At 72.7% G+C, this 20,380-nt stretch carries 19 protein-coding genes and 1 riboswitch; of the genes, 12 read left to right on the forward strand and 7 right to left on the reverse strand.

Annotation, left to right across the window (positions count from 1 at the left end; genetic code table 11):
• From EOT10_RS11090 to EOT10_RS11140, 11 genes are all read left to right on the forward strand, one after another.
• Positions 1-1,251, forward strand: coding sequence for an MCE family protein (locus EOT10_RS11090; protein WP_127827952.1), 1,251 nt, complete (start codon positions 1-3; stop codon positions 1,249-1,251).
• Between the two features lie 26 nt (positions 1,252-1,277).
• Entirely contained in the window at positions 1,278-2,360 is a 1,083-nt protein-coding gene (locus EOT10_RS11095; RefSeq protein ID WP_127828208.1) for an MCE family protein, read from the forward strand.
• Positions 2,357-3,397 carry an MCE family protein gene (locus tag EOT10_RS11100; protein WP_127827953.1) on the forward strand — a complete coding sequence of 347 codons (1,041 nt, stop codon included), beginning with the start codon at positions 2,357-2,359 and terminating at the stop codon, positions 3,395-3,397. The genes EOT10_RS11095 and EOT10_RS11100 overlap by 4 nt, the downstream gene beginning before the upstream one ends.
• Positions 3,394-4,416, forward strand: coding sequence for an MCE family protein (locus tag EOT10_RS11105; RefSeq protein WP_223280924.1), 1,023 nt, complete (start codon positions 3,394-3,396; stop codon positions 4,414-4,416). Before EOT10_RS11100 ends, EOT10_RS11105 begins: the two co-directional genes overlap by 4 nt.
• On the forward strand, positions 4,416-5,660 hold the full coding sequence (locus tag EOT10_RS11110; protein ID WP_127827954.1) for an MCE family protein: 1,245 nt from the start codon (positions 4,416-4,418) through the stop codon (positions 5,658-5,660). Before EOT10_RS11105 ends, EOT10_RS11110 begins: the two co-directional genes overlap by 1 nt.
• Complete coding sequence (locus tag EOT10_RS11115; protein WP_127827955.1) at positions 5,657-7,003, forward strand: MCE family protein; 1,347 nt, start codon at positions 5,657-5,659, stop codon at positions 7,001-7,003. The genes EOT10_RS11110 and EOT10_RS11115 overlap by 4 nt, the downstream gene beginning before the upstream one ends.
• Positions 7,000-7,521, forward strand: coding sequence for a hypothetical protein (locus EOT10_RS11120; RefSeq protein ID WP_127827956.1), 522 nt, complete (start codon positions 7,000-7,002; stop codon positions 7,519-7,521). Before EOT10_RS11115 ends, EOT10_RS11120 begins: the two co-directional genes overlap by 4 nt.
• Positions 7,518-8,156 carry a hypothetical protein gene (locus EOT10_RS11125; RefSeq protein ID WP_223280925.1) on the forward strand — a complete coding sequence of 213 codons (639 nt, stop codon included), beginning with the start codon at positions 7,518-7,520 and terminating at the stop codon, positions 8,154-8,156. Before EOT10_RS11120 ends, EOT10_RS11125 begins: the two co-directional genes overlap by 4 nt.
• A 29-nt stretch (positions 8,157-8,185) precedes the next feature.
• Complete coding sequence (locus tag EOT10_RS11130; RefSeq protein ID WP_431313275.1) at positions 8,186-8,743, forward strand: hypothetical protein; 558 nt, start codon at positions 8,186-8,188, stop codon at positions 8,741-8,743.
• 22 nt (positions 8,744-8,765) lie between these two features.
• Positions 8,766-9,434 carry a hypothetical protein gene (locus EOT10_RS11135; RefSeq protein WP_127827957.1) on the forward strand — a complete coding sequence of 223 codons (669 nt, stop codon included), beginning with the start codon at positions 8,766-8,768 and terminating at the stop codon, positions 9,432-9,434.
• Positions 9,435-9,535: 101 nt separating this feature from the next.
• Positions 9,536-10,819, forward strand: coding sequence for a lytic transglycosylase domain-containing protein (locus tag EOT10_RS11140; protein WP_223280926.1), 1,284 nt, complete (start codon positions 9,536-9,538; stop codon positions 10,817-10,819).
• Between the two features lie 7 nt (positions 10,820-10,826).
• Here the strand turns inward: EOT10_RS11140 and EOT10_RS11145 are convergent, their stop codons facing one another.
• Positions 10,827-12,071 (reverse strand): cytochrome P450, encoded by a 1,245-nt coding sequence (locus EOT10_RS11145; RefSeq protein ID WP_127827959.1) that lies wholly within the window; start codon positions 12,069-12,071, stop codon positions 10,827-10,829.
• 221 nt (positions 12,072-12,292) lie between these two features.
• Here EOT10_RS11145 and EOT10_RS11150 point away from each other — a divergent pair, with 221 nt between their 5' ends.
• On the forward strand, positions 12,293-13,462 hold the full coding sequence (locus EOT10_RS11150; RefSeq protein WP_127827960.1) for a steroid 3-ketoacyl-CoA thiolase: 1,170 nt from the start codon (positions 12,293-12,295) through the stop codon (positions 13,460-13,462).
• A 130-nt stretch (positions 13,463-13,592) separates the two neighbouring features.
• On the opposite strand, the gene EOT10_RS11155 is transcribed toward EOT10_RS11150, so the two are convergent.
• From EOT10_RS11155 to EOT10_RS11180, 6 genes are all read right to left on the reverse strand, one after another.
• Positions 13,593-13,997 carry an aggregation-promoting factor C-terminal-like domain-containing protein gene (locus EOT10_RS11155; RefSeq protein ID WP_127827961.1) on the reverse strand — a complete coding sequence of 135 codons (405 nt, stop codon included), beginning with the start codon at positions 13,995-13,997 and terminating at the stop codon, positions 13,593-13,595.
• A 330-nt stretch (positions 13,998-14,327) separates the two neighbouring features.
• Positions 14,328-15,158 (reverse strand): ECF transporter S component, encoded by an 831-nt coding sequence (locus EOT10_RS11160; protein WP_127827962.1) that lies wholly within the window; start codon positions 15,156-15,158, stop codon positions 14,328-14,330.
• On the reverse strand, positions 15,155-16,888 hold the full coding sequence (locus EOT10_RS11165; protein WP_127827963.1) for an ABC transporter ATP-binding protein: 1,734 nt from the start codon (positions 16,886-16,888) through the stop codon (positions 15,155-15,157). The genes EOT10_RS11160 and EOT10_RS11165 overlap by 4 nt, the downstream gene beginning before the upstream one ends.
• Positions 16,885-18,108, reverse strand: a complete 1,224-nt coding sequence (locus tag EOT10_RS11170; RefSeq protein ID WP_127827964.1) for a CbiQ family ECF transporter T component — start codon at positions 18,106-18,108, stop codon at positions 16,885-16,887. Before EOT10_RS11170 ends, EOT10_RS11165 begins: the two co-directional genes overlap by 4 nt.
• Positions 18,109-18,133: 25 nt before the next feature.
• Positions 18,134-18,802 carry an SCO2322 family protein gene (locus tag EOT10_RS11175; protein WP_127827965.1) on the reverse strand — a complete coding sequence of 223 codons (669 nt, stop codon included), beginning with the start codon at positions 18,800-18,802 and terminating at the stop codon, positions 18,134-18,136.
• Positions 18,799-19,992, reverse strand: a complete 1,194-nt coding sequence (locus tag EOT10_RS11180; RefSeq protein ID WP_127827966.1) for an SCO2321 family membrane protein — start codon at positions 19,990-19,992, stop codon at positions 18,799-18,801. Before EOT10_RS11180 ends, EOT10_RS11175 begins: the two co-directional genes overlap by 4 nt.
• 120 nt (positions 19,993-20,112) lie before the next feature.
• A riboswitch (cobalamin riboswitch) is annotated at positions 20,113-20,246 on the reverse strand.
• Positions 20,247-20,380 lie beyond the last annotated feature (134 nt).

Genomic DNA, 20,380 nt, shown 5'->3' on the forward strand with positions numbered 1-20,380 from the left:
ATGAGCGAGACGAAGAGCTCCGTCGTGCGCCGCAGACTCGCCGGCGTGGCGTTCCTGCTGGTACCCGTGCTGCTGATCCGGCTCGCGGTCGCCGTCTACGACAAGGACTTCACGCGCTCCGACCCGGTGACCGTGGAGACCGGCAGCGTCGGCAACGAGATGCACCTGGGCGCCGAGGTGAAGCTGCGCGGCGTCGTCGTCGGCGAGGTCCGGAAGATCGACACGACGTCGGCCGGCGCCCGTCTGACCCTCGCCCTGAAGCCGGGCGCGCTGCGGCACGTGCCTTCCGACGTACGGGCCCAGATGCTGCCGACGACCCTGTTCGGAGAGCGGTTCGTGGCGCTCGTGCCCCCGGCGAACCCCTCCGCCGAGCCGCTGCCGGCCGGGGCCACCATCCCGCAGGACCGCTCGCGGAACGCCGTCGAACTCCAGCAGGTCCTCGACAACGTGCTGCCGATGCTGACCGCCGTACAGCCCCAGAAGCTCTCCGCCACCCTGTCCGCCGTCGCGCAGGCGCTCGGCGGGCGCGGCGACCAGCTCGGCGCCACCCTCGCCCAACTCGACGCGCACCTCAGGAAGTTCAACCCGAACCTGCCCACCCTCACCCGCGACCTGAAGGAGCTGGTGAAGGTCAGCCACGTCTACGCGGACGCCGCGCCCGACGTCCTCGACGCACTCACCGACTTCACCACCACCAGCGGCACGATCGCCGAGAAGGAACAGGGCCTCGCCGCCACCTACGGCGCCACGACCAGGACCGCCGAGGACCTGACCGCCTTCCTCCGGCAGAACAAGGACAACATCATCCGGCTGAGCGCCACGAGCCGGCCGACCCTCGAACTCCTCGGCCGGTACTCCTCGTCCTTCCCGTGCACCCTGCGCACCCTCGCCGCGTTCGTCCCCCGCATGGACAAGGCGCTCGGCAAGGGCACGAACCGTCCGGGTCTGCACGTCGACGTCACCATGGTGCCCTCGCGCGGCGCCTACGTCCCCGGACGCGACACCCCCGTCTACGGCTCCGGGGGCGGCCCGCACTGCTACCCCGTTCCCTACCTCGGCGCCCCGGCCAGATCCCCCGCGGGCACCGTGTCGGCGCGGCAGGACCTGGGGCCCGCGAACTCGCCGCAGGAGAACGAACTCGTCAACGAACTGCTCGCGCCGGCCCTCAGGGAGCGGCCCGAGAACCTGCCCGACTGGAGCAGCCTGCTCGCCGGGCCCGCCTTCCGGGGAGCGGAGGTGAACCTCAAGTGAGCGACACCAGCGACACGACCGACGACATGCACACCGACGACACGCACACCGGCGAAGACTCCGAGAACAGCGCGATCCGGCGCAGGAGCCTCACGGGCCCCCTCGTGAAGTCCCTCGTCTTCGTGCTCGTCACCGCCCTCGCCACGACCGTCCTCGGCTTCAGCATCGCCAACACCGGCGTGGGCGGCCCCACCACGACGTACAAGGCCCTCTTCACGGACGTCACAGGGCTGATGGACGGCGACAGCGTACGGATCTCGGGGGTCAAGGTCGGCGAGGTGACCGACGTCCGCGTGGTGCGCCACCGCACCGCCCAGGTCACGTTCTCCGTGCGGGACGAGCGCGACCTGCCCGGGTCCGCGACCGCCTCCGTGAAGTACCTGAACATGGTCGGGCAGCGCTATGTGGCGCTCGGCCGGGGCAGCGGAGCCGTCGGCGGCACGCTGCGGCCCGGGGACACCATCCCCCTCACCCGCACCACGCCCGCACTCGACCTGACCCTCCTTTTCAACGGCTTCAAGCCGCTCTTCGAGGGCCTGTCACCCAAGGACGTCAACGAGCTCGCCGGCTCGATCGTGCAGGTCCTCCAGGGCGAGGGCGGCACCGTCGACAGCCTCATCAAGCACGTCGGGTCCCTGACCGGGACCGTCGCGGCCAAGGACAAGGTGATCGGCGAGGTCGTCGGCAACCTCAACACCGTGCTGACGACCATCAACACCCGTGAGGCGGGCTTCAAGGACCTCGTCGAGACGCTCAAGGCGATGGTGTCCGGCTTCAACAGCGACCGTAAACCCCTCGGCAGGGCCGTCACGGCAATGGGCGACCTCACGACCGCCACCGCCGGACTCCTCCAGGACGGGCGGCGGCCGCTCAAGCAGGACATCCGCCAACTCGGGCGGCTGTCCGGGACGTTGGGCGACCACATCCCGCAGATCGAGAACTTCCTGAACAGGAGCCCGGCGAAGCTGACGGCCCTCACCCGCCTGTCGTCGTACGGGTCCTGGTTCAACCTCTACCTCTGCGAGGCCAGGGTCAGCGGCGTCACGACCAGCGACGGGTCGAAGCCGCCGACCGGCATCGCCCTCAGTCAGGACAGGTGCCGGGGATGAGACTGCCCAGACCCAGACCCGTCAAGGAGCGCAACCCCGTGGCCGTCGCGCTGGCCGGGCTCGTCGTGCTCGCCGTCGTCGCGCTCGCCGCGTTCAACGCCGGCCGGCTCCCCCTCATCGGCTCCGGCACCACCTACTCCGCCGACTTCACCGAGGCCGCGGGTCTGGGCGAGGGCGACGAGGTGCGCATCGCCGGCGTCAAGGTCGGCGAGGTCACCGGCGTCTCGCTGGACGGCGGCCGGGTGAAGGTGACGTTCGACGCGGGCGACGCCTGGATCGGGGACCGGTCCACCGCCGCCATCGCCATCAAGACCCTCCTCGGCGACAAGTACCTCGCCGTCGACCCGCTGGGCTCCGCCCGCCAGGACCCCGGCACCCGCATCCCGGTCAGTCGGACCACGTCCCCGTACGACGTGACGCAGGCCTTCCAGGACCTCAGCGGCACCGTCGACGCCATCGACACCGCACAGCTCGCCAAGAGCTTCGAGACCATCTCGGACACCTTCAAGGACTCGCCGCCCGACGTGCGCGCCGCCGCGACCGGACTCTCCGAACTGTCCAGGTCCGTCTCGAAGAGGGACACGCAGCTCGCCGAACTCCTGAAGGGAAGCCGCACGCTCACCAGGACCCTCAAGTCGAAGAAGTCCAGCTTCGAGACGCTCATCGACGACGGGGGCTCGCTGCTCGGCGAGCTGAAGGACCGGCGCGCCGCCATCAAGGCGCTCCTCAAGGGCAGCGAGGAACTCGGCACGCAGCTGAGGGGAGTCGTCGACGACAACGACAAACAGCTCGGCCCGACCCTGAAGGCGCTCGGCCGGGTCACCACGGTCCTGGAGAAGAACAACAGGAACCTCGACCGGACGCTGGCGCTGGTCGGCCCCTACTACCGGCTCATCGGCAACACCCTCGGCAACGGCCGCTGGTTCGACAGCTATCTGTGCGGTGTCGTGCCGGCCGCGTACCTCCCGAAGGAACAGCGGACGAAGGACTGCAAGCCACCGCAGCAGGGCGTGAGCGCGAAGGGAGCCGGCCGGTGACGCGGGCATGGATCAAGGGCAGGAAGCGCCAACTCGTCGTCGGGACCTTCGTGTTGGCGATCCTCGCGGCGGGCGGCCTGGTGGGTGTACGGGCCCTCGGCGGCGACGGGACCACCGTCACCGCCTACTTCGACCGGACCGTCGGCGTCTACGCCGGATCCGACGTGCGGATCCTCGGCGTGCGCGTCGGCTCGGTCGGCTCCGTGCACCCCCAGGGCAAGCAGGTGAGGGTCACCCTCGGCCTCGACGAGGGCGTACGCGTCCCCGACGGCGCGCGGGCGGTCGTGGTAGCCCCCAGCATCGTCGCCGACCGGTACGTCCAGCTCACCCCCGCCTACACCGGGGGACCCGCACTCGCCGCCGGGGCCGTCCTGCCGGCGTCCCGCAACCGCACCCCCGTCGAGATCGACCAGCTCTACGACAGCATCACCGAACTCGGCCGGGCTCTCGGCCCCAACGGCGCCAACGCGCACGGCGCCCTGTCCGACCTCCTCGACACCGGGGCGAGGAATCTCGACGGGAACGGCGCCGCGATCGGCGACACGATCGAGCAGTTCGGCAAGGCCGCGAAGACCCTGGACGGCAGCAGCGACGACCTCTTCACGACGCTCGCCCAGCTCCAGGCGTTCACCACGATGCTCAGAAACAAGGACGGCGGGGTGCGCACCGCCCAGGAACGCCTCGACGACGTCGTCGGGTTCTTCGCCGACAACAAGGACGACCTCACGGGCGCCCTGAAGGAACTCGGCAAGGCGCTCGGCCAGGTGAAGACGTTCATCGAGGACAACCGCGGCGAACTGAAGAAGAACGTCGACAAACTCGTGCCGATCACCCGCACCCTCGTCAAGCAGCGCGCCTCGCTGGCCGAGGCGCTCGACACGGCGCCCCTCGCCGCGGACAACGTCGTCAGCGCGTACGACAAGGACAGTCGCACGCTCGACGGGCGGGCGAACCTCAACGAGCTGAGCATGGGCGGGAATCTGCTGCCGCTGCCCGCGGTCGGGGGAGGCGGTCGGTGATGCGACGGTTCAGGAAGGGAGGGATCGCGGGGGCGGGACTCGGCGGGCTCGTCGCGCTCGGCCTGGGGTTCGCGCTCGCGTTCGGCGCGTTCTCCGCGACCGCGCCGAAGTTCGACGGCATCCAGGACCTGCCGCTGCCCGGCGGCGCCGACCTCGGCAGCCATCCGTACACCGTGCACGCCGAACTCGCCGACGTGCTCAGCCTGGTGCCGCAGTCCGCGGTCAAGGTCAACGACGTCGCGGTGGGCCGCGTGACCGCCGTCCGGCTCGGCGGGAACGACTGGACGGCGCGCGTGACCATGAAGATCAACGGGGAGGTGCGGCTGCCCGCGGACACCACGGCCCGCCTCGAACAGACCGGCCTGCTCGGGGAGAAGTACATCCAGCTGATCGCGCCGGGCAGGACGGCCACCGGGAGCGGGACCGGGAAGCGGAGCGGCGGCGGCGCCCGGCTCGCGGACGGCGTCACCATCCCGCTCGCCCGCACCGGCCGCGACACCGAGGTCGAGGAGGTGTTCGGCGCCCTGTCCCTGCTGCTCAACGGCGGTGGCGTCAACCAGCTCAAGACCATCACCAAGGAACTCGACGCCGCGCTCGGCGGCCGCGAACCCCAGGTCCGCTCAATGCTGAAACGGGTGAACAAGCTGGTGACCACCCTGGACGACCACCGCGGCGACATCACGGACGCCCTCGACGGCGTCAACAAGCTCTCCGCGACCCTCGCCACACGCAAGCAGGACGTCGGCACGGTCCTCACCGGCCTGTCCCCGGGACTCAAGACCCTTGAGGAGCAACGCGGTTCGCTCCTGACGATGCTGCGCTCCCTCGACCGCCTCTCCACGGTCGCCGTGTCCACCATCGACCAGGGCAAGGAGGACATGGTCGCCGACCTCAAAGCCCTCGCCCCGACCCTCAGGTCCCTCGCGGACGCGGGCAAGGACCTGCCGGACTCGCTCCAGGTGCTCCTGACGTACCCCTTCACCGACGAGGTGCTGCGGGGCGTCAAGGGGGACTACCTCAACACCTATCTGGACGTGGTCGCGGAGCCGGGCACGCAGGTGATCCCGCCGCTGGTACCGACACCGTCGTCAAGCCCGTCGCCGGCGAAGGCCGCTCCCGGTAAGGGTGGCTCCCGTAAGGCCGGGCCGGATTCGACGCCGGATCCGACGCCGGATTCGACGAGCCACGCCGACCCGCCGCTGCCGCTCCCGTCGGTGACGACGTCCGGCGGTGAAACCCCGTGATCACCCTCGCGATCCGCCTCAAGAACCTCGCCTTCCTCGTCATCGCCGTCCTCGTCCTCAGCTTCCTCGGCATCCGGTACGCGGACCTCGGCCGGTACGCGGGCGTCGCCGACTACTACACGGTGAAGGTCGAACTCCCGCGCACCGGCGGCCTGTTCACATACTCCGACGTCACCTACCGGGGTGTCTCCGTGGGCCGCGTCGGACCCATCGGGCTGACCGCGGACGGGGTCGTCGCCGAGCTGCGCATCAAGAAGTCCGCCCCGCGCATCCCGACCGACGCGCACGCCGTCGTCGCGAGCCTGTCCGCCGTCGGCGAGCAGTACATCGACCTGCGGCCCGAGCGCGCGGACGGCCCCTACCTCGCCGACGGAGCACACATCGACGAGGCGCAGACCAGCGTCCCGGAACCGGTCACCTCCGTACTGACCAGCATGAACGACCTCACGTCCTCCGTCCCCCTGGACTCCCTGCGCACCGTCGTCGACGAGTTCGGGAAGGCCTTCGAGGGCCGGGGCGACGACCTCCAGGTCCTCATGGACAACGGCAGCGCCTTCGTGCGGGCCGCCGACCGGGCCCTGCCCGCCACGACGAAACTCATGGGGGACGGCGAGGTGGTCCTGCGCACCCAGGCCGACGAGGCCCGGGCCATACGCGACTTCGCCGGCGGGGCGAAGGAACTCGCCGCCGCGCTGAAGGGCTCGGACGCGGACCTGCGTCGCCTCATCGAGGCGGCGCCCGCCGCCGCGACCCAGTTGAGCGGGCTGCTGCGCGACCTCGACCCGAGCCTCGGTGTCGTCCTCGCCAACCTCCTCACCACGTCCGAGGTGGCCGTCACCCGGCAGCACGGCACCGAGGAGCTGCTCGTGAAGGTCCCGCAGGCGGTCGCGGCGGGCGCCACGGCCGTCGAGGGCGACAAGGTGAACTTCGGCATGGCGGTCACCTTCTTCAAGCCGCTGCCCTGCACGGCCGGCTACTCGGGCACGCGCTACCGCGGCGGCCTCGACCTCGGCACCGCCCCGCCGCTCAACACCGCGGCCCGCTGCGCGTCGTCGCCCTCCAGCGGAATCGACGTCCGGGGCTCGGCGAACGCGCCCAAGGGCGGCCCCGTCCCGGAAGCCGCGAAACCGGGGTCGCTGCCTTCGGGCAACCGGGCACCCGCCGCCGCCACACAGGCCGCGGCGCTGCCGGGAGCGCTCGGCCTCGCCGACGCGCCGGGCGCGACCGGGATGGCCGGACTGCTCGGCCTCACCAGCAAAGGCGGGCTCACCGCAGGAGGCGGGCTCACCACGGGAAGCGGTCTCGCCACAGGAAGCGGGCTCACCACAGGAGGCGGGAGATGAACGTGATCCGTGACCGGCGCGGGGCCGTCCTGGCCGGGGCGGTGCTCGTGGCCGCGGCGGCCTTCTGCGGATACGGCGCCGTGTCCTACGCCCAGGCCCGCGGCGACGACGCGCTCGCCTACAGCAGGGCGCGCGACCAGGCGCTCGCGGACGGGCGCCGGGGCATCGCCACGCTCACCACACTCGACGCGACGACCGGACAGCGGGCCAGGGAGGGCGTCCGCGCCTGGACCCGCGCCTCCACCGGGGCGCTGCGCACGGAACTCGGGCACACCCGGCCGGCGGTGGGCGCCTCGGCGCGCGGCACGGTCACCGAGGCCGCCGTCACCGCGCTCGACACGCGGGCGGGAACGGCGAAGGTCATCGCGACGGTACGGGTCTCGGTCACGCCGAAGGGCGGCGGGGCGGCGAGCACGGACCGTAAACGCCTGGAGGCGGTCCTGGCCCGCACGGGGGACGGCGGCTGGAAGCTCAAGGCCCTCAACGCCGTGCCTGTCACGGGGAGTTCGCAGCCATGAGCGTGTGGGAGGGGATCGGGCGCGTGGTGAAGGTGGCGGAGGGGGAGGCCGTGACGACGGAGACCGAGGCCGTCGGGGAGAGTGGGGCCGTCGAGGAGAGCGGGGACACGGACGCGCCGGACCGGCCGCCCGCGCGGTCGCGGCGTCGGCGCTTCCTGCTCGGCGGTGTCACGGTCGTGCTCGTGCTCGCCGGGGCCGGACTCCTCGTCAAGGCACAGGAGTTGAGGGCGGCGCCCGCCGCCGCCAACCATGCCCTCACCGACACCGAGGCCACCACCCGCGTCAACGGGGACGTCAGCAGCGCGCTCGCCAAGATCTTCTCGTACACCCCGGACGGCACCGGGGCCACCGGGCGTTCTGCGCGGGAACTGCTCGGCGGGCGGGCGGCGCGCCAGTACACGCAGCTCTTCGCGCAGGTGCGCGAGCGCGTCGCCGAACAGCGCGTCACGCTCACCACCCAGAGCGTCAGATCCGGGGTGGTCAGCCTCGACGGCGACAGCGCGCAGGTCCTGGTGTTCCTCGACCAGACCGCGCGGCGGGGCGACCACAAGCCGGTGACGTCCGCCGCCCAGCTCTCGGTGACGGCGCGACTGCGCGGCGACCACTGGCAGATCGTCGACATCAAGGCCCGCTGAGGGCCGTACGGGACAGAAAGGGGCACCCTGTGCCACGCACGCGCCCGCACCATCTCCTGCGCGCGGCCCTCGTCGCGCGGCCGCTGCTCGTGGCGGCCCTCGCGCTCCTGCTCGTCGCGGGCGGGTTCGCGGCCCGGTCCGGCGTGTCCTGGTACCGCGCCGCGCACGACGACTCCGCCGCGTACGCCGTCGAGCGCGACAACGCGCTGTCGGCCGGCGAACAGTCCGTGCAGAACCTCAACACGCTCGACCACAACAGCCTGGAGCGCGGCCTCGACCTGTGGGAGTCGTCCACGACGGGCGAGCTGCACAGCCAACTCGTCGCAGGGCGAGCCAAGTTCGAGGAACAGGTGAGGCAGGCGAAGACGGTCAGCACGGCGAAGGTGCTGTCCGGCGCCGTGACGGAACTCGACGACCGGGCGGGCCGGGCCCGCGTCCTGATCGCGCTGCGCGTCACGGTGCGCGCGCCCGGCGGCGAGGCGAGCGACAAGGACAGCCGCATGCTCGGCGAACTCACCCGCACCGAAGGCCACTGGAAGCTGAGCGCGCTCGGGCAGGCGCCGGTCGGAGACACCTCGGCCGACTGAGCCGGGAGAGGACGGACGGACCATGTCGACGACGCGTCACCACATCAACCGCACCCGCCGCCTGGCCGCGGCCCCCAGGCCACGCCGACTTGAAGCGGTCGCCGAGCCAAAACCCGTACGAAAACGGCCTGTTGACCGAAAGGCTGCCACGGGGCAGAGCTCGGTCATCCCCACCCCCCGGCCACGCCGCGCCCTCCTCGTCGTCTGCGCGCTCACCCTGCTCCTCGGCGCGTTCGCCGGGTGGGCGCACGCCCGGGCCGCCGCGGAACGGGACGTGCCGGCCGCACGCAACACCGCGCTCACCGACGTCGCCCGCACCAGCGAGATCAAGGGCCGCACCGACAAGGCCGTGGCGGACCTGTTCTCGTACGACTACGCCCACCCCGAGGCCGCGCGGAAGGCCGTGTCCTCGCTGCTCACCGGCAAGGCCGTGGCCCAGCACCAGCAGCTGCTCGGGGGTGTCCTCGCGCAGGCCAGGAAGTCCAAGGCTGTGATCACGACGACGGTCACCGAGAGCGCCGTCGAGCGCATCAGCGGCGACCGCGCCCGCGTGCTCGTCTTCGCCGACCAGAGCAGCAGCACCACGCACGGCAAGAGCGGCACGGCGTACGCCGGGGCCATGTTCGCCGTCGAGTGGGTGCGCCAGGAGGGCCGCTGGCTGGTCTCGGGCATCGACACCTTCGGCCGCTGAGCACGCGGCTGGCACGGCTGACGCGACCGGCACCGCCCACACCGATCAGACCGGCTCGACCGACGCGCCCCCGGCATCACGTGAGACAAGGAGACCGACCCGTGAGATCCGTGAAGCGAGCCCCGCACCTCCTGGCGCGCCTGCGCCCCCGCGACGCCCGCGCCCGCCGGGGTCTGCGCGGCACCGCCGTCGCCGCGGCCGCGGTGGCCCTGCTCACGGCGTCCCAGGCCCCGTCACTCATCGACCGCGCGGCCACCGGGCGGGACGGGGGCGGCACGCGGAGCCCGGGGCCGGCCGCCGCGCCGCTGCCCGACGTGGCTTCGCAGGGCGACGACTCGTACCACACCGAACTCCCGCCCCTGAACACCCCGGACGCGCCCACGCACCTCTTTCCGGCCGCCCAGATCCGCGCCCAGGCCGGCGTCCCGGCGACCGTCCTGGCCGCGTACCGCAGGGCCGAGGCGGCGCTCGCCCGGACCGACGCGGGCTGCCGGCTGCCCTGGGAACTGCTCGCGGCCATCGGCAAGGTGGAGTCGGGCCAGGCGCGCGGGGGCGCCGTCGACGCGCACGGCACGACCCTCCGCCGTATCACCGGGCCCGCGCTCGACGGCCAGGGGTTCGCGCTGATCAGGGACTCGGACGGCGGGGCGTGGGACGGGGACACGGTGTACGACCGGGCGGTCGGGCCCCTGCAGTTCCTGCCGTCGACGTGGCGTCGCTGGGGCGCCGACGGGAACGGGGACGGGGACAGGAACCCGAACAACATCTTCGACGCGGCCCTGGCGGCGGGCCACTACCTGTGCGCGGGCGACCGCGATGTCAGCCGCGCGGCGGGCCGGGAACGCGCCATCCTCAGCTACAACTACTCGCGCGACTATCTCCGGCTGGTCCTGTACTGGATGGAGTTCTACCGCGAGGGCGTGCACACCGTGCCCGACGGCAAGGGTGTCCTGCCGAAGAGCCCCGGCGCGGGAGGCGACACCCCGGCGACCCGGCCGGTGGGCGGCGGAAGGGGGCCGGGGAAGGGCCCGGGGAACGGCAGCGGCATCGTCGTGGGTCCCGATCCGACACCCTCCGGGCCCCACGGCGGCGGTTCCAACCCTCATCCGAGCCCTGATCCGAGCCCTGATCCGAACCCCGGTCCCGGCCCGGGCGGCGACCCGGCGGATCCGTCGTCCCCCTCGCCCGGCCCCAGCGACCCTCCGGTGACGCAGGACCCGGGCACGCCCACCGGCCCCGGCAACCCCGAGCCGTCGGCGGACTGCCCCACGGGCACGGCGTCCCCGTCCCCCGGCCCGGACCCCTCCGCCGGGCCGGGGGAGTCCCCGCCCGCGACCCCGTCGCCGGATCCCTCGACGTCAGGATGCCCGGCGCCGGGCGCGTGACGGCGGGTCAGCGGGTGCTGACCTGGAGCTCCTTGACGCCGTTGAGCCAGGCCGAGCGAAGCCGGCGCGGGTCGCCGGTCAGGCGCAGATCCGGCATCGCGTCGGCCACGGCGTTGAAGATGAGGTTGATCTCAAGGACGGCCAGTGACTTGCCGAGGCAGAAGTGCGGGCCGCCGCCGCCGAAGCCGAGGTGCGGGTTCGGGTCGCGGGTGATGTCGAACGCACCGGGGTTCTCGAAGACTTCGGGGTCGTGGTTGGCCGACGAGTAGAAGATGCCGACCCGGTCGCCCTTCTTGATCTGCGCGCCGCCCAGTTCGGTGTCCTGGGTCGCGGTGCGCTGGAAGGAGACCACGGGGGTGGCCCAGCGGACGATCTCCTCGGCCGTCGTCTCCGGACGCTCCCGCTTGAACAGTTCCCACTGGTCGGGGTGGGTGAGGAAGGCGTGCATGCCGTGCGTGATGGCGTTGCGCGTCGTCTCGTTGCCGGCCACGGCCAGCAGGATCACGAAGAAACCGAACTCGTCCGAGCTCAGGTTGCCCTCGTCCTCCGCGGCCACCAGCTGGCTGACGATGTCCTTGGCCGGGCACTCCTTGCGGGCGGCGGCCAGGTTCATCGCGTAGCTGACGAGCTCCATGGCCGCCTCGGCGCCGACCTCCTCGGTGATCGCGTACTCCGGATCGTCGTACGCGGCCATCTTGTTGGACCAGTCGAAGATCTTGGTGCGGTCGTCCTGCGGTACGCCGATGAGCTCGGCGATGGCCTGGAGGGGGAGTTCGACGGCGACGTTCGTGACGAAGTCGAAGGAGCCGTCGGACTTGGCGTTCGCGAGGGCCGCCTCGACGATGGCACGGGCCCTGGTGCGCAGGGTGTCCTCCAGGGCCCGGATGGAACGGGGTGTGAAGCCGCGCTGGACGATCTGCCGGACCCGGGTGTGCTCCGGCGGGTCCATGTTCAGCATGATCAGCCTCTGGACGTCGATCTGGTCGCGGCTGATCGACTCGTTGAAGCGGATGACCGCGGTGTTGAGGTTCGAGGAGAAGATCTCGGGATGCGTGGAGACGTACTTGACGTCCGCGTGCCGCGTCACGGCCCAGTAGCCCGAGTCTCCGAAACCGGCGATGCCGGCCGGCTGGGCGATCCAGGTGACCGGTTCGGACTGCCGAAGCTGGGCGAACTCGGGGAAGGGGACGCGGTGTTCTAGCAGGTCGGGGTCGGTGAAGTCGAACCCTTCGGGCAGCGCGGGGCACGGCATGGGCAACTCCCGGTGACGGTCTGACGGGGCGTCAGCTTGTCGGCACGGTAGTAACGGGTTCTACAAGGTGCAATACCCGCGGTAAGTCCGATTGCGCGCGCGGTACGTGCACGACCCTTGCGTACCGGGAGTAGCACCGTCGAGACTGCACGGAGAACTGGTACGCGTTCTAGTTCTGACGTCTTCTGGTTCGGTCCGGGAAAGTGTGGAGAGGACGAGCAATGGCCGCGGAACCCGTCATCGTCGAAGCCGTACGTACCCCCATCGGCAAGCGCGGAGGCGCGCTCGCCAATCTTCATCCCGCGTATCTCCTCGGCGAGACATACCGCGAACTCCTCGGCAGGACCGGCATCCACGCCGACTGTGTCGAGCAGATCGTGGGCGGCACGGTCACGCACGCGGGCGAACAGTCCATGAACCCGGCGCGCACGGCCTGGCTCACCATGGGCCTCCCGTACGAGACCGCCGCGACGACCGTCGACTGCCAGTGCGGCTCCTCGCAGCAGGCCTCGCACATGACCGCCAACATGATCGCCGCCGGTGTCATCGACATCGGCATCAGCTGCGGCGTCGAGGCGATGTCGCGGGTGCCGCTCGGCTCCGGCTCCAAGCACGGGCCCGGCAAGCCGTTCCCCGAGGAGTGGAACGTCGACCTGCCCAACCAGTTCGAGGCCGCCGAACGGATCGCGCGCAAGCGCGGACTGACCCGCGAGAACGTCGACTCGCTCGGCCTCATCTCGCAGGAACGCGCCGCGGCCGCCTGGGCCGAGGAGCGCTTCAAGCGCGAGACGTTCGCCGTGCAGGTGCCCACGACCGAGGAGGAACAGGCCGCGGGGCAGGGCATGTGGCGGCTCGTGGACCGCGACGAGGGGCTGCGCGACACGACCATGGAGGCGCTCGCCGGGCTCAAGCCCGTCATGCCGACCGCCGTGCACACCGCGGGCAACTCCTCGCAGATCTCCGACGGCGCCGCCGCGATCATGTGGGCGTCCAAGCGGATGGCGCGCGCCCTCAAGCTCAAGCCGCGCGCCCGGATCGTCGCCCAGGCGCTCGTCGGCGCCGACCCGCACTACCACCTGGACGGGCCGGTCGACGCCACCCGTGCCGTGCTCGGCAAGGCCGGCATGTCCCTCAAGGACATCGACCTCGTCGAGATCAACGAGGCGTTCGCGTCCGTCGTGCTCAGCTGGGCGCAGGTCTTCGAGCAGGACCTGGAGAAGGTCAACGTGAACGGCGGCGCCATCGCGCTCGGCCACCCCGTGGGGTCGACCGGCGCCCGGCTCATCACCACCGCCCTGCACGAACTGGAGCGCCGGGACAAGGAGTTCGCGCTGATCACGATGTGTGCGGGCGGCGCGGTGGCGACGGGCACGATCATCCAGCGGCTGTGACGGCGGGCGTCCGGCATGACGAAGGCGGGCGTCCGGCATGACGAAAGCAGCGCCCTCCCGAGGGGGGAGGGCGCCGCTTTCGTCATGTGAGGTCACCTCGTGCGAGGTCGCGTCACGCGTGGGGCCCGGCTCAGTACGAGTGGGCGGTCTGCCAGTGGGCCCAGGCGCCACAGGGGCTGCCGTAGCGCTCGTTCATGTACTTCAGACCCCACTTGATCTGGGTCTCGGGGTTGGTCTTCCAGTCGCCGCCGGCCGACGCCATCTTGTTGGCGGGCAGGGCCTGGACGAGACCGTAGGCACCCGAGGACGCGTTCGTCGCGTGCGGGTTCCAGCCGGACTCGTGGGACACGATCTTGTCGAAGCACTGGAACTGTGCGGCGCTCATCTTCTGCTGGGCGATCGCCTTGGGTGAAGCGGAGGCCGCGTTCGACGCGGGGGCGGCGGCCATGACCATGCCGGCGGTGGCGGCGGCCAGGGCGACACCGGCGAGGGCCTTCTTCGGGGTGGCGATGCGGCGGAGGATGGTGGCGGACAAGAGGTGGCCTTCCGTGGAGGACGGGGGAGTCGCGCCGTCCGCCCTGCGGCGTACGGAGGCGCCGGGGCCCTGGCGGGGGCCGTCGGCGCCTTGCGACTCCTCCAGAGAAACAGGCCGGGACCGCCGCCGCAATCACCCCTTTTACTAGTGGAGGTCGCATATGGTTGAAATGTCCCCCATGTGAGCTGGCTCTCATTCCCCAGGTCAGCGGGCATTTTGGCCCGGACGCGTCAAACGATCGGGTCTACGGCCGCGCATCGTAGGTGACGTGCGTCATGTGGGGTGCTTCACGGCGCGGGCGGGTCCCGGTGACGCAGCGCGCGCACGCCCCTACGGCTCGGCGCTCTCGAATGTGACGGGGGCCTCGAACGCGGCCCGGCGCGTGGCCCGCCGCAGCGCCCTCAGGAGGGCCGGCCCGACGGTGAGGGTCAGTACGACGGTGATCACCGCGCGCCCGAGGTCCCAGCCCAGCGACGTGGCCAGGCAGTACGCGAGGAAGCGGACCAGGTTCTCGTGCAGCGGGGCCCCCGCCTGGAAGGCGACGCTCGACGACAGCGAGTCCAGGAACGGCCAGCCCGCCAGATTCATGACCGTGCCGTACGCGAACGAGGCGAGGAACCCGTACGCGGCCAGCATCAGGACCTCCGCGCGGCCGCGCAGCCGGTCAGGGCCCGGCAGCAGTCCCGCGCCCATCGTGAACCAGCCCATCGACAGCATCTGGAACGGCATCCACGGCCCGACCCCGCCGGTGAGCAGCGCCGACGCGAACATGCTCACCGACCCGAGCACGAACCCGAAGCCGGGCCCGAGAACGCGCCCGCTCAGCACCATCAGGAAGAACATCGGCTCGATGCCCGCCGTGCCCGCCCCGATCGGCCGCAGCGCCGCGCCCGTCGCGGCGAGGACCCCCAGCATCGCCACCGCCTTCGGCCCGACCCCGCCGTCCGACACGGCCGCCGTGACCACCCCCACAAGGAGCACGAGCAGCCCCGCGAACAACCAGGGCGCGTCCTGCGCATGGGCGCTGACCTGCGACGAAGGGCCCGCGAGCAGCGGCCACCCGAAGGCGGCCACGCCCACGGCGCTGACGAGGAGCAAGGCGATCACCGAGCGGGGGCCGAGGCGGATGGCCCGCGCCTGCGGCTGCCGGCGCGTGCTCATGCCTCCTCCTGTGCGGCCAGGGCCTCGCGGACCTGGGACACCGTGAGCCACCTGCCCGGCGCCAGGACCTTCGCGACCTGCGGGGAGAACGCGGGGGACGCCACGACCACCTCGGGGGTGGGGCCGTTCGCCACGATCTCGCCGTCGGCCAGGACCGCGACGCGGTGGGACAGCTCGGCGGCCAGTTCCACGTCGTGCGTGGCCAGGACGACGGCGTGTCCGTCGGCCGCGAGGCCGCGCAGCACCGTGACCAGGCGGGCCTTCGCCGCGTAGTCGAGGCCGCGCGTCGGCTCGTCCAGCAGGAGCAGCGGAGGGCGCGCCGTCAGCACGATCGCCAGGGCGAGTGTGAGGCGCTGGCCCTCCGAGAGGTCACGGGGGTGGGTGTCGTCCGCGATGCCCGGCAGGAGCCGCGAGATCAGATCACGGCAGGTGCCCGGATCCGCGCCCGCGTCCTGGTCCGCGGCCGCGCACTCCGCGGCGACCGTGTCCGCGTACAGCAGGTCACGTGGTTCCTGCGGGACGAGGCCGACGCGGCGGATCAGCTCGCGCGGGCCCGTGCGGTGCGGGACCGCGCCGCCGACCAGGACGGTGCCGGAGGAGGGGCGGACCAGGCCGACCAGGGTGGACAGGAGGGTGGACTTTCCGGCGCCGTTGCGGCCCATCAGGGCGACGATCTCGCCGGGCGCGACCGTGAGGTCCACGTGACGCAGCGCCTCGACCCGCCCCCGCCGCACGGCAAGCCCCGTGACCTCGGCGACGGCTGGTACGGCGGGCTGCTTACGGGAACGCAGCGGGGGCCGGCGCGGGGCGGGGGACTCCACCGGACCCGGACCCGGAGCCGGAGCCGGAGCCGGAGCCGGGGCCGGAGCCGGGGCCGGGGCCGGGGCCGGGGCCGGGGGCTCGCCCGGCTCGTGTCCCGCCAGGCGTTGCCGCAGCTCCCCGGACCTGCGCCGCGCGTCCCGCACCGTCAGCGGCAGCGGTGACCAGCCGGCGAGCCGGCCCAGGTCCACGACCGGCGGGAACACCGGTGACACGGCCATGATCTCGGCGGGGGCGCCGAGTTGGAGACGTTCGCCGGGGCCCGGCAGGAGTGCGACCTGGTCCGCGTACTGGACCACCCGCTCCAGGCGGTGCTCGGCCATCAGGACCGTCGTGCCGAGGTCGTGGACGAGGCGCTGGATCACCGCGAGGACCTCCTCCGCGGCGGCCGGGTCGAGCGCGGACGTCGGCTCGTCGAGGACCAGGACCCGCGGGTGCGGGGTGAGGACGGAACCGATGGCGACGCGCTGCTGCTGCCCGCCGGACAGCGTCGCGATGGGGCGGTCGCGCAGCTCGGCGAGGCCGAGCAGGTCGAGGGTCTCCTCGACGCGCCGCCGCATCACGCCCGGCGGGAGGCCCAACGACTCCATGCCGTACGCGAGTTCGTCCTCGACGGTGTCGGTGACGAAGTGGGAGAGCGGGTCCTGCCCCACCGTGCCGACCACGTCGGCGAGTTCGCGCGGCTTGTGCGTCCGCGTGTCCCGGCCCGCCACGGTGACGCGCCCGCTGAGCGTGCCCCCGGTGAAGTGCGGCACGAGCCCGCTCACCGCGCCGAGCAGCGTCGACTTGCCGACCCCCGAAGGCCCGACGAGCAGCACCAACTCGCCCTCGGGCACATGGAGTTCGATGTTGCGGACCGTGGGTTCGGCGGCCCCGTCGTACGTCACCGAGACGTCCTCGAACCGGATCATGAAGCCTCCTTCGAGGGCGTTTCGGCGAGCGGCGGCGCGGGCGCCACGAACGCGGGCAGCAGCCCGAGCAGCACCCCGGCCGCCGGCCACAGGGGCAGCGCCGGCGCGGCCAGCGGCACCACGCCGGGCGCCAGCGCCGCGGGATCGTGGGAACCGGCCAGGATCATCACGGCGGCGACGGCCGCCCCCGACGCGGCGACGAGCCACGCCCGCACGCCCCACACGTCGGGCCGGTACCGGGTGCGGACCGAACGGCGCCCGCCCACCCAGAGCCCGCCGAGCGAGGCCGCCACCCCGGCGAGCAGCACGGGCAGCCCGTACCGCGCGCCGTCCGCGGTCAGCAGCCCGTACGTGCCCGCGCACACCCCGACCAGACCGCCGAGCGTCAGCGCCGCCCCGGTCCGCCGCACGACGGCGGGCACCTCGGCCGTACGCCCGTACCCGCGCGCGTCCATCGCGGCGGCCAGCGCCACGGACCGCTCCAACGCGCCTTCCAGGACCGGGAGTCCGACCTGCACCAGACCGCGCAGCCCCTTGTCGGGCCGCCCTCGCAGGCGGCGCGCCGCACGCAGCCGCCGTACGTCGGCGATCAGGTTCGGCGCGAACGTCATCGCGACGACGACCGCGACCCCGGCCTCGTACAGCGCGCCCGGCAGCGACTTGAGGAGCCGGGCCGGGCTCGCGAGCGCGTTCGCCGCGCCCACACAGATCAGCAGCGCGGCCAGCTTCAGGCCGTCGTACAGCGCGAACACCAGGCCCTCGACCGTGACCCGGCCGCCGATCCGCACCCCTTGCGCCCACGCGGGCAGCGGCACCTCGGGCAGCGTGACGAGGACGTGCGTCCCCGGGATCGGCGACCCCAGGAGCACCGCGAACACCAGCCGGATCCCGATCACCGCGAGCCCCAGCTTCACGAACGCCCCGTACGACCGTGCCCACGGCGCCGACGTGCGCCGCGCCGCCACCACATACCCGGCGACCCCGACGAGCAGCGCGAGCAGCAGCGGATTCGTCGTCCGGGACGCCGCCGTGCCGAGCCCGAGCGCCCAGAGCCACCACGCGCCGGGATGCAGCGCGTTCGAACGGTGGGCCCGGGGCGCGGCGAGCGGACGCGGACGCACGGAAGGCCCCGCCCCCGTCCCGTGCGCGAGGCGCGGACGGGGTGCGGGGTGCGGTATGGGGGGCGGTATGGGGTGCGAGGCGTCCGCGCCGGCGCTCATCGTGTCGTCGTTTCCGTGTTCCGGGTCAGCCGCGCCGGCGGCGCGCCTGCCAGACCGCGGCCGCGCCGAGCACGACCACGGCGCCGCCCCCGGCGAGCAGACCGACGGAGGGCCCACCGCTGCCGGAGTCGCCCTTCGCCTCGCCCTTCCCGGTCACCGCCTTCGTGTCCTTGGAGTTGGAGGCGGACACCTGCTCACCGCAGCCCGACTTCGGGTAGCCGTTGATCGCGCACAGCAGGGCCTGGTTGTCGTACCGCAGCGGCTTCGCGACGGCGGCCAGCGCCTCCGCGGTGGTCGCGTCGTCCGCGACGCGCGCACACGCGGCACGCGGCTTCGGCGGCGTCTCACCGGACGGCGCGTCCTGCGCGGTGCCGGGGTCGATGACGAGCGCGACCCGCTTCTCGCCGCCCCGCGCGGGAGTGGCCGCGCAGATCGACGCGAAGGAGGCCGTACCGCGCGGCTTCGCCGAGTCCTGCGAGTCCTCGCTCACGGAGAACCGGAACCCCTGGACGTCACCGTCCGAGGGACGCGCGGTCGACGGCCCCTGGGACGCGTACACCCAGTGGTCCCCGGCGCGGTCCCAGAACGACCAGTAGCGGTACCCGGTGGCCTGGGCCTGGCCCGCGCCGGCCAGGAGCGCGAGCAGCGCGCCGAACGCGAGGGCGAGGACGGGCAGGCGTCGGCGGCTGCTCACAGCTGCTGCTTCTTGCGGCCGCTGAACAGGAAGCCGATGCCGATACCGGCGACGGCCGCCACGGCGACGACGTACCAGACGCTGATGCCGCCGCCGTCCTTCTTCTTCTCGTCCTTCTTGCCGGCCTGCGTGGTGGCGGGCGCGGGGCCCGTCGCGTTCAGGGACTTCACCAGGTCGGTGCCGCCGAAGTCGCGCGGGTCCGCGCCGGCCGCGTGCGCGGCGAGGATCAGCTGGGCGTAGGCGGCCGGGCCGCTCTGCTCGGCCCACTTCGAGGAGTTCTTCTCCAGCCAGCTCAGCGCGGGGGCGGCCTGGTCGGGGTGACCGGAGGCGGCGAGCGCGGTGACCGCATCGGCCGTGTTGCCGAAGTCGGGCTGTGCCTTGGCGCCCGGCATCGCCGACATGAGGTGGTGGTCCTTGGCCAGCGCCTGGGTCAGATACGCGGCGCCGTTCTGTGCGGCCTGCGCCGCGCCGGGGGTGCCGGAGCCCTTGCAGACCGGCTTCCCGGCCTGCTTCGCGCCGTCGGCGGCGAGGCCCTTGCCGAGCCCGCCGAGCACACCGGCCGCCGTCGCGTCCGCGTTGGCCGCGAGCTTCCCCTTCTTGTCCGGCTGGTACGCGAACGCGCCCCCGCCGTCCTCGCCGCACGGGATCGACAGCTTCACGAGCGCGTCCTGCGCCGACGTCACCTTCTCGCCGGCCGCGGCGAGCGCGCCGATCACGACGGACGTGGAGTTGGCGTCGGCGGCGCCGCCCGGGGTGTACCCCCAGCCGCCGCCCTTGACCTGGACGGACTTCAGCCACGTCACGGCCTTGCCGACCTCGGCGTCGTGCCCGCCGAGCGCGGCGAGGGCCTGCACCGCGGCGGCCGTGCTGTTCGAGTCGAGAGGGGTCTTGGCGTCGCACGCCTTGCCCGGGTCGACGCGGAACGCGGCGAAGCCGCCGTTCGCGCACTGCTGCCCGGTCAGCCAGTCCACGGCCTTGGCCGCGGGCTTCACACCGACGGTGTCCTGGGCGAGCAGCGAGAGCGACTGCCGCCAGACACCGTCGTACGTCGGGTCGGACGTGCCGTAGAGACCGGAGGGGACGACGACCTTGGGGGAGGGCGAGGCGCTGTCCGCGACCGCGGCGGGCGCACAGACGGCGCCGATCACGACGGTCGCGCCGACGAGCGCGGCGCTGCGGCGAATGTTCATGGTGGGGCGGGTGCCTCTCCCTGCGGGGAGCCGGGCGGCACGGCACACGCGGGCACCGGGCGGCTCCGGCTCCGTATGCCTCGACGGTGCCGGCCACCGGCGGCTGCCGATGACACGAGCCGGTCATGTCCCGTACGAGGCAGTCCGGCTCGCCACGGAGGTGGCTCACGGTTGCGGGGTCAGCGCCGGATTCGCACCGGCTTCCCCCCGTGCGGGCATGAGAACGACCCGCTCACTGTACCGGCCCGTAGCCACACCCCCACGGGGTGCCCGAAGGGGGCGGGGCAGACACCTGCCCCGCCCCCTTCACAGCCGATGTGCCTAGGGCGTGTCCGGCGGATCATGGCCGGGGTCGCGACTCCCCAGCTACCGCTGGAAGGTGCCCGCA

Source organism: Streptomyces antnestii (assembly GCF_004005495.1).
GTDB classification, from domain to species: domain Bacteria; phylum Actinomycetota; class Actinomycetes; order Streptomycetales; family Streptomycetaceae; genus Streptomyces; species Streptomyces antnestii.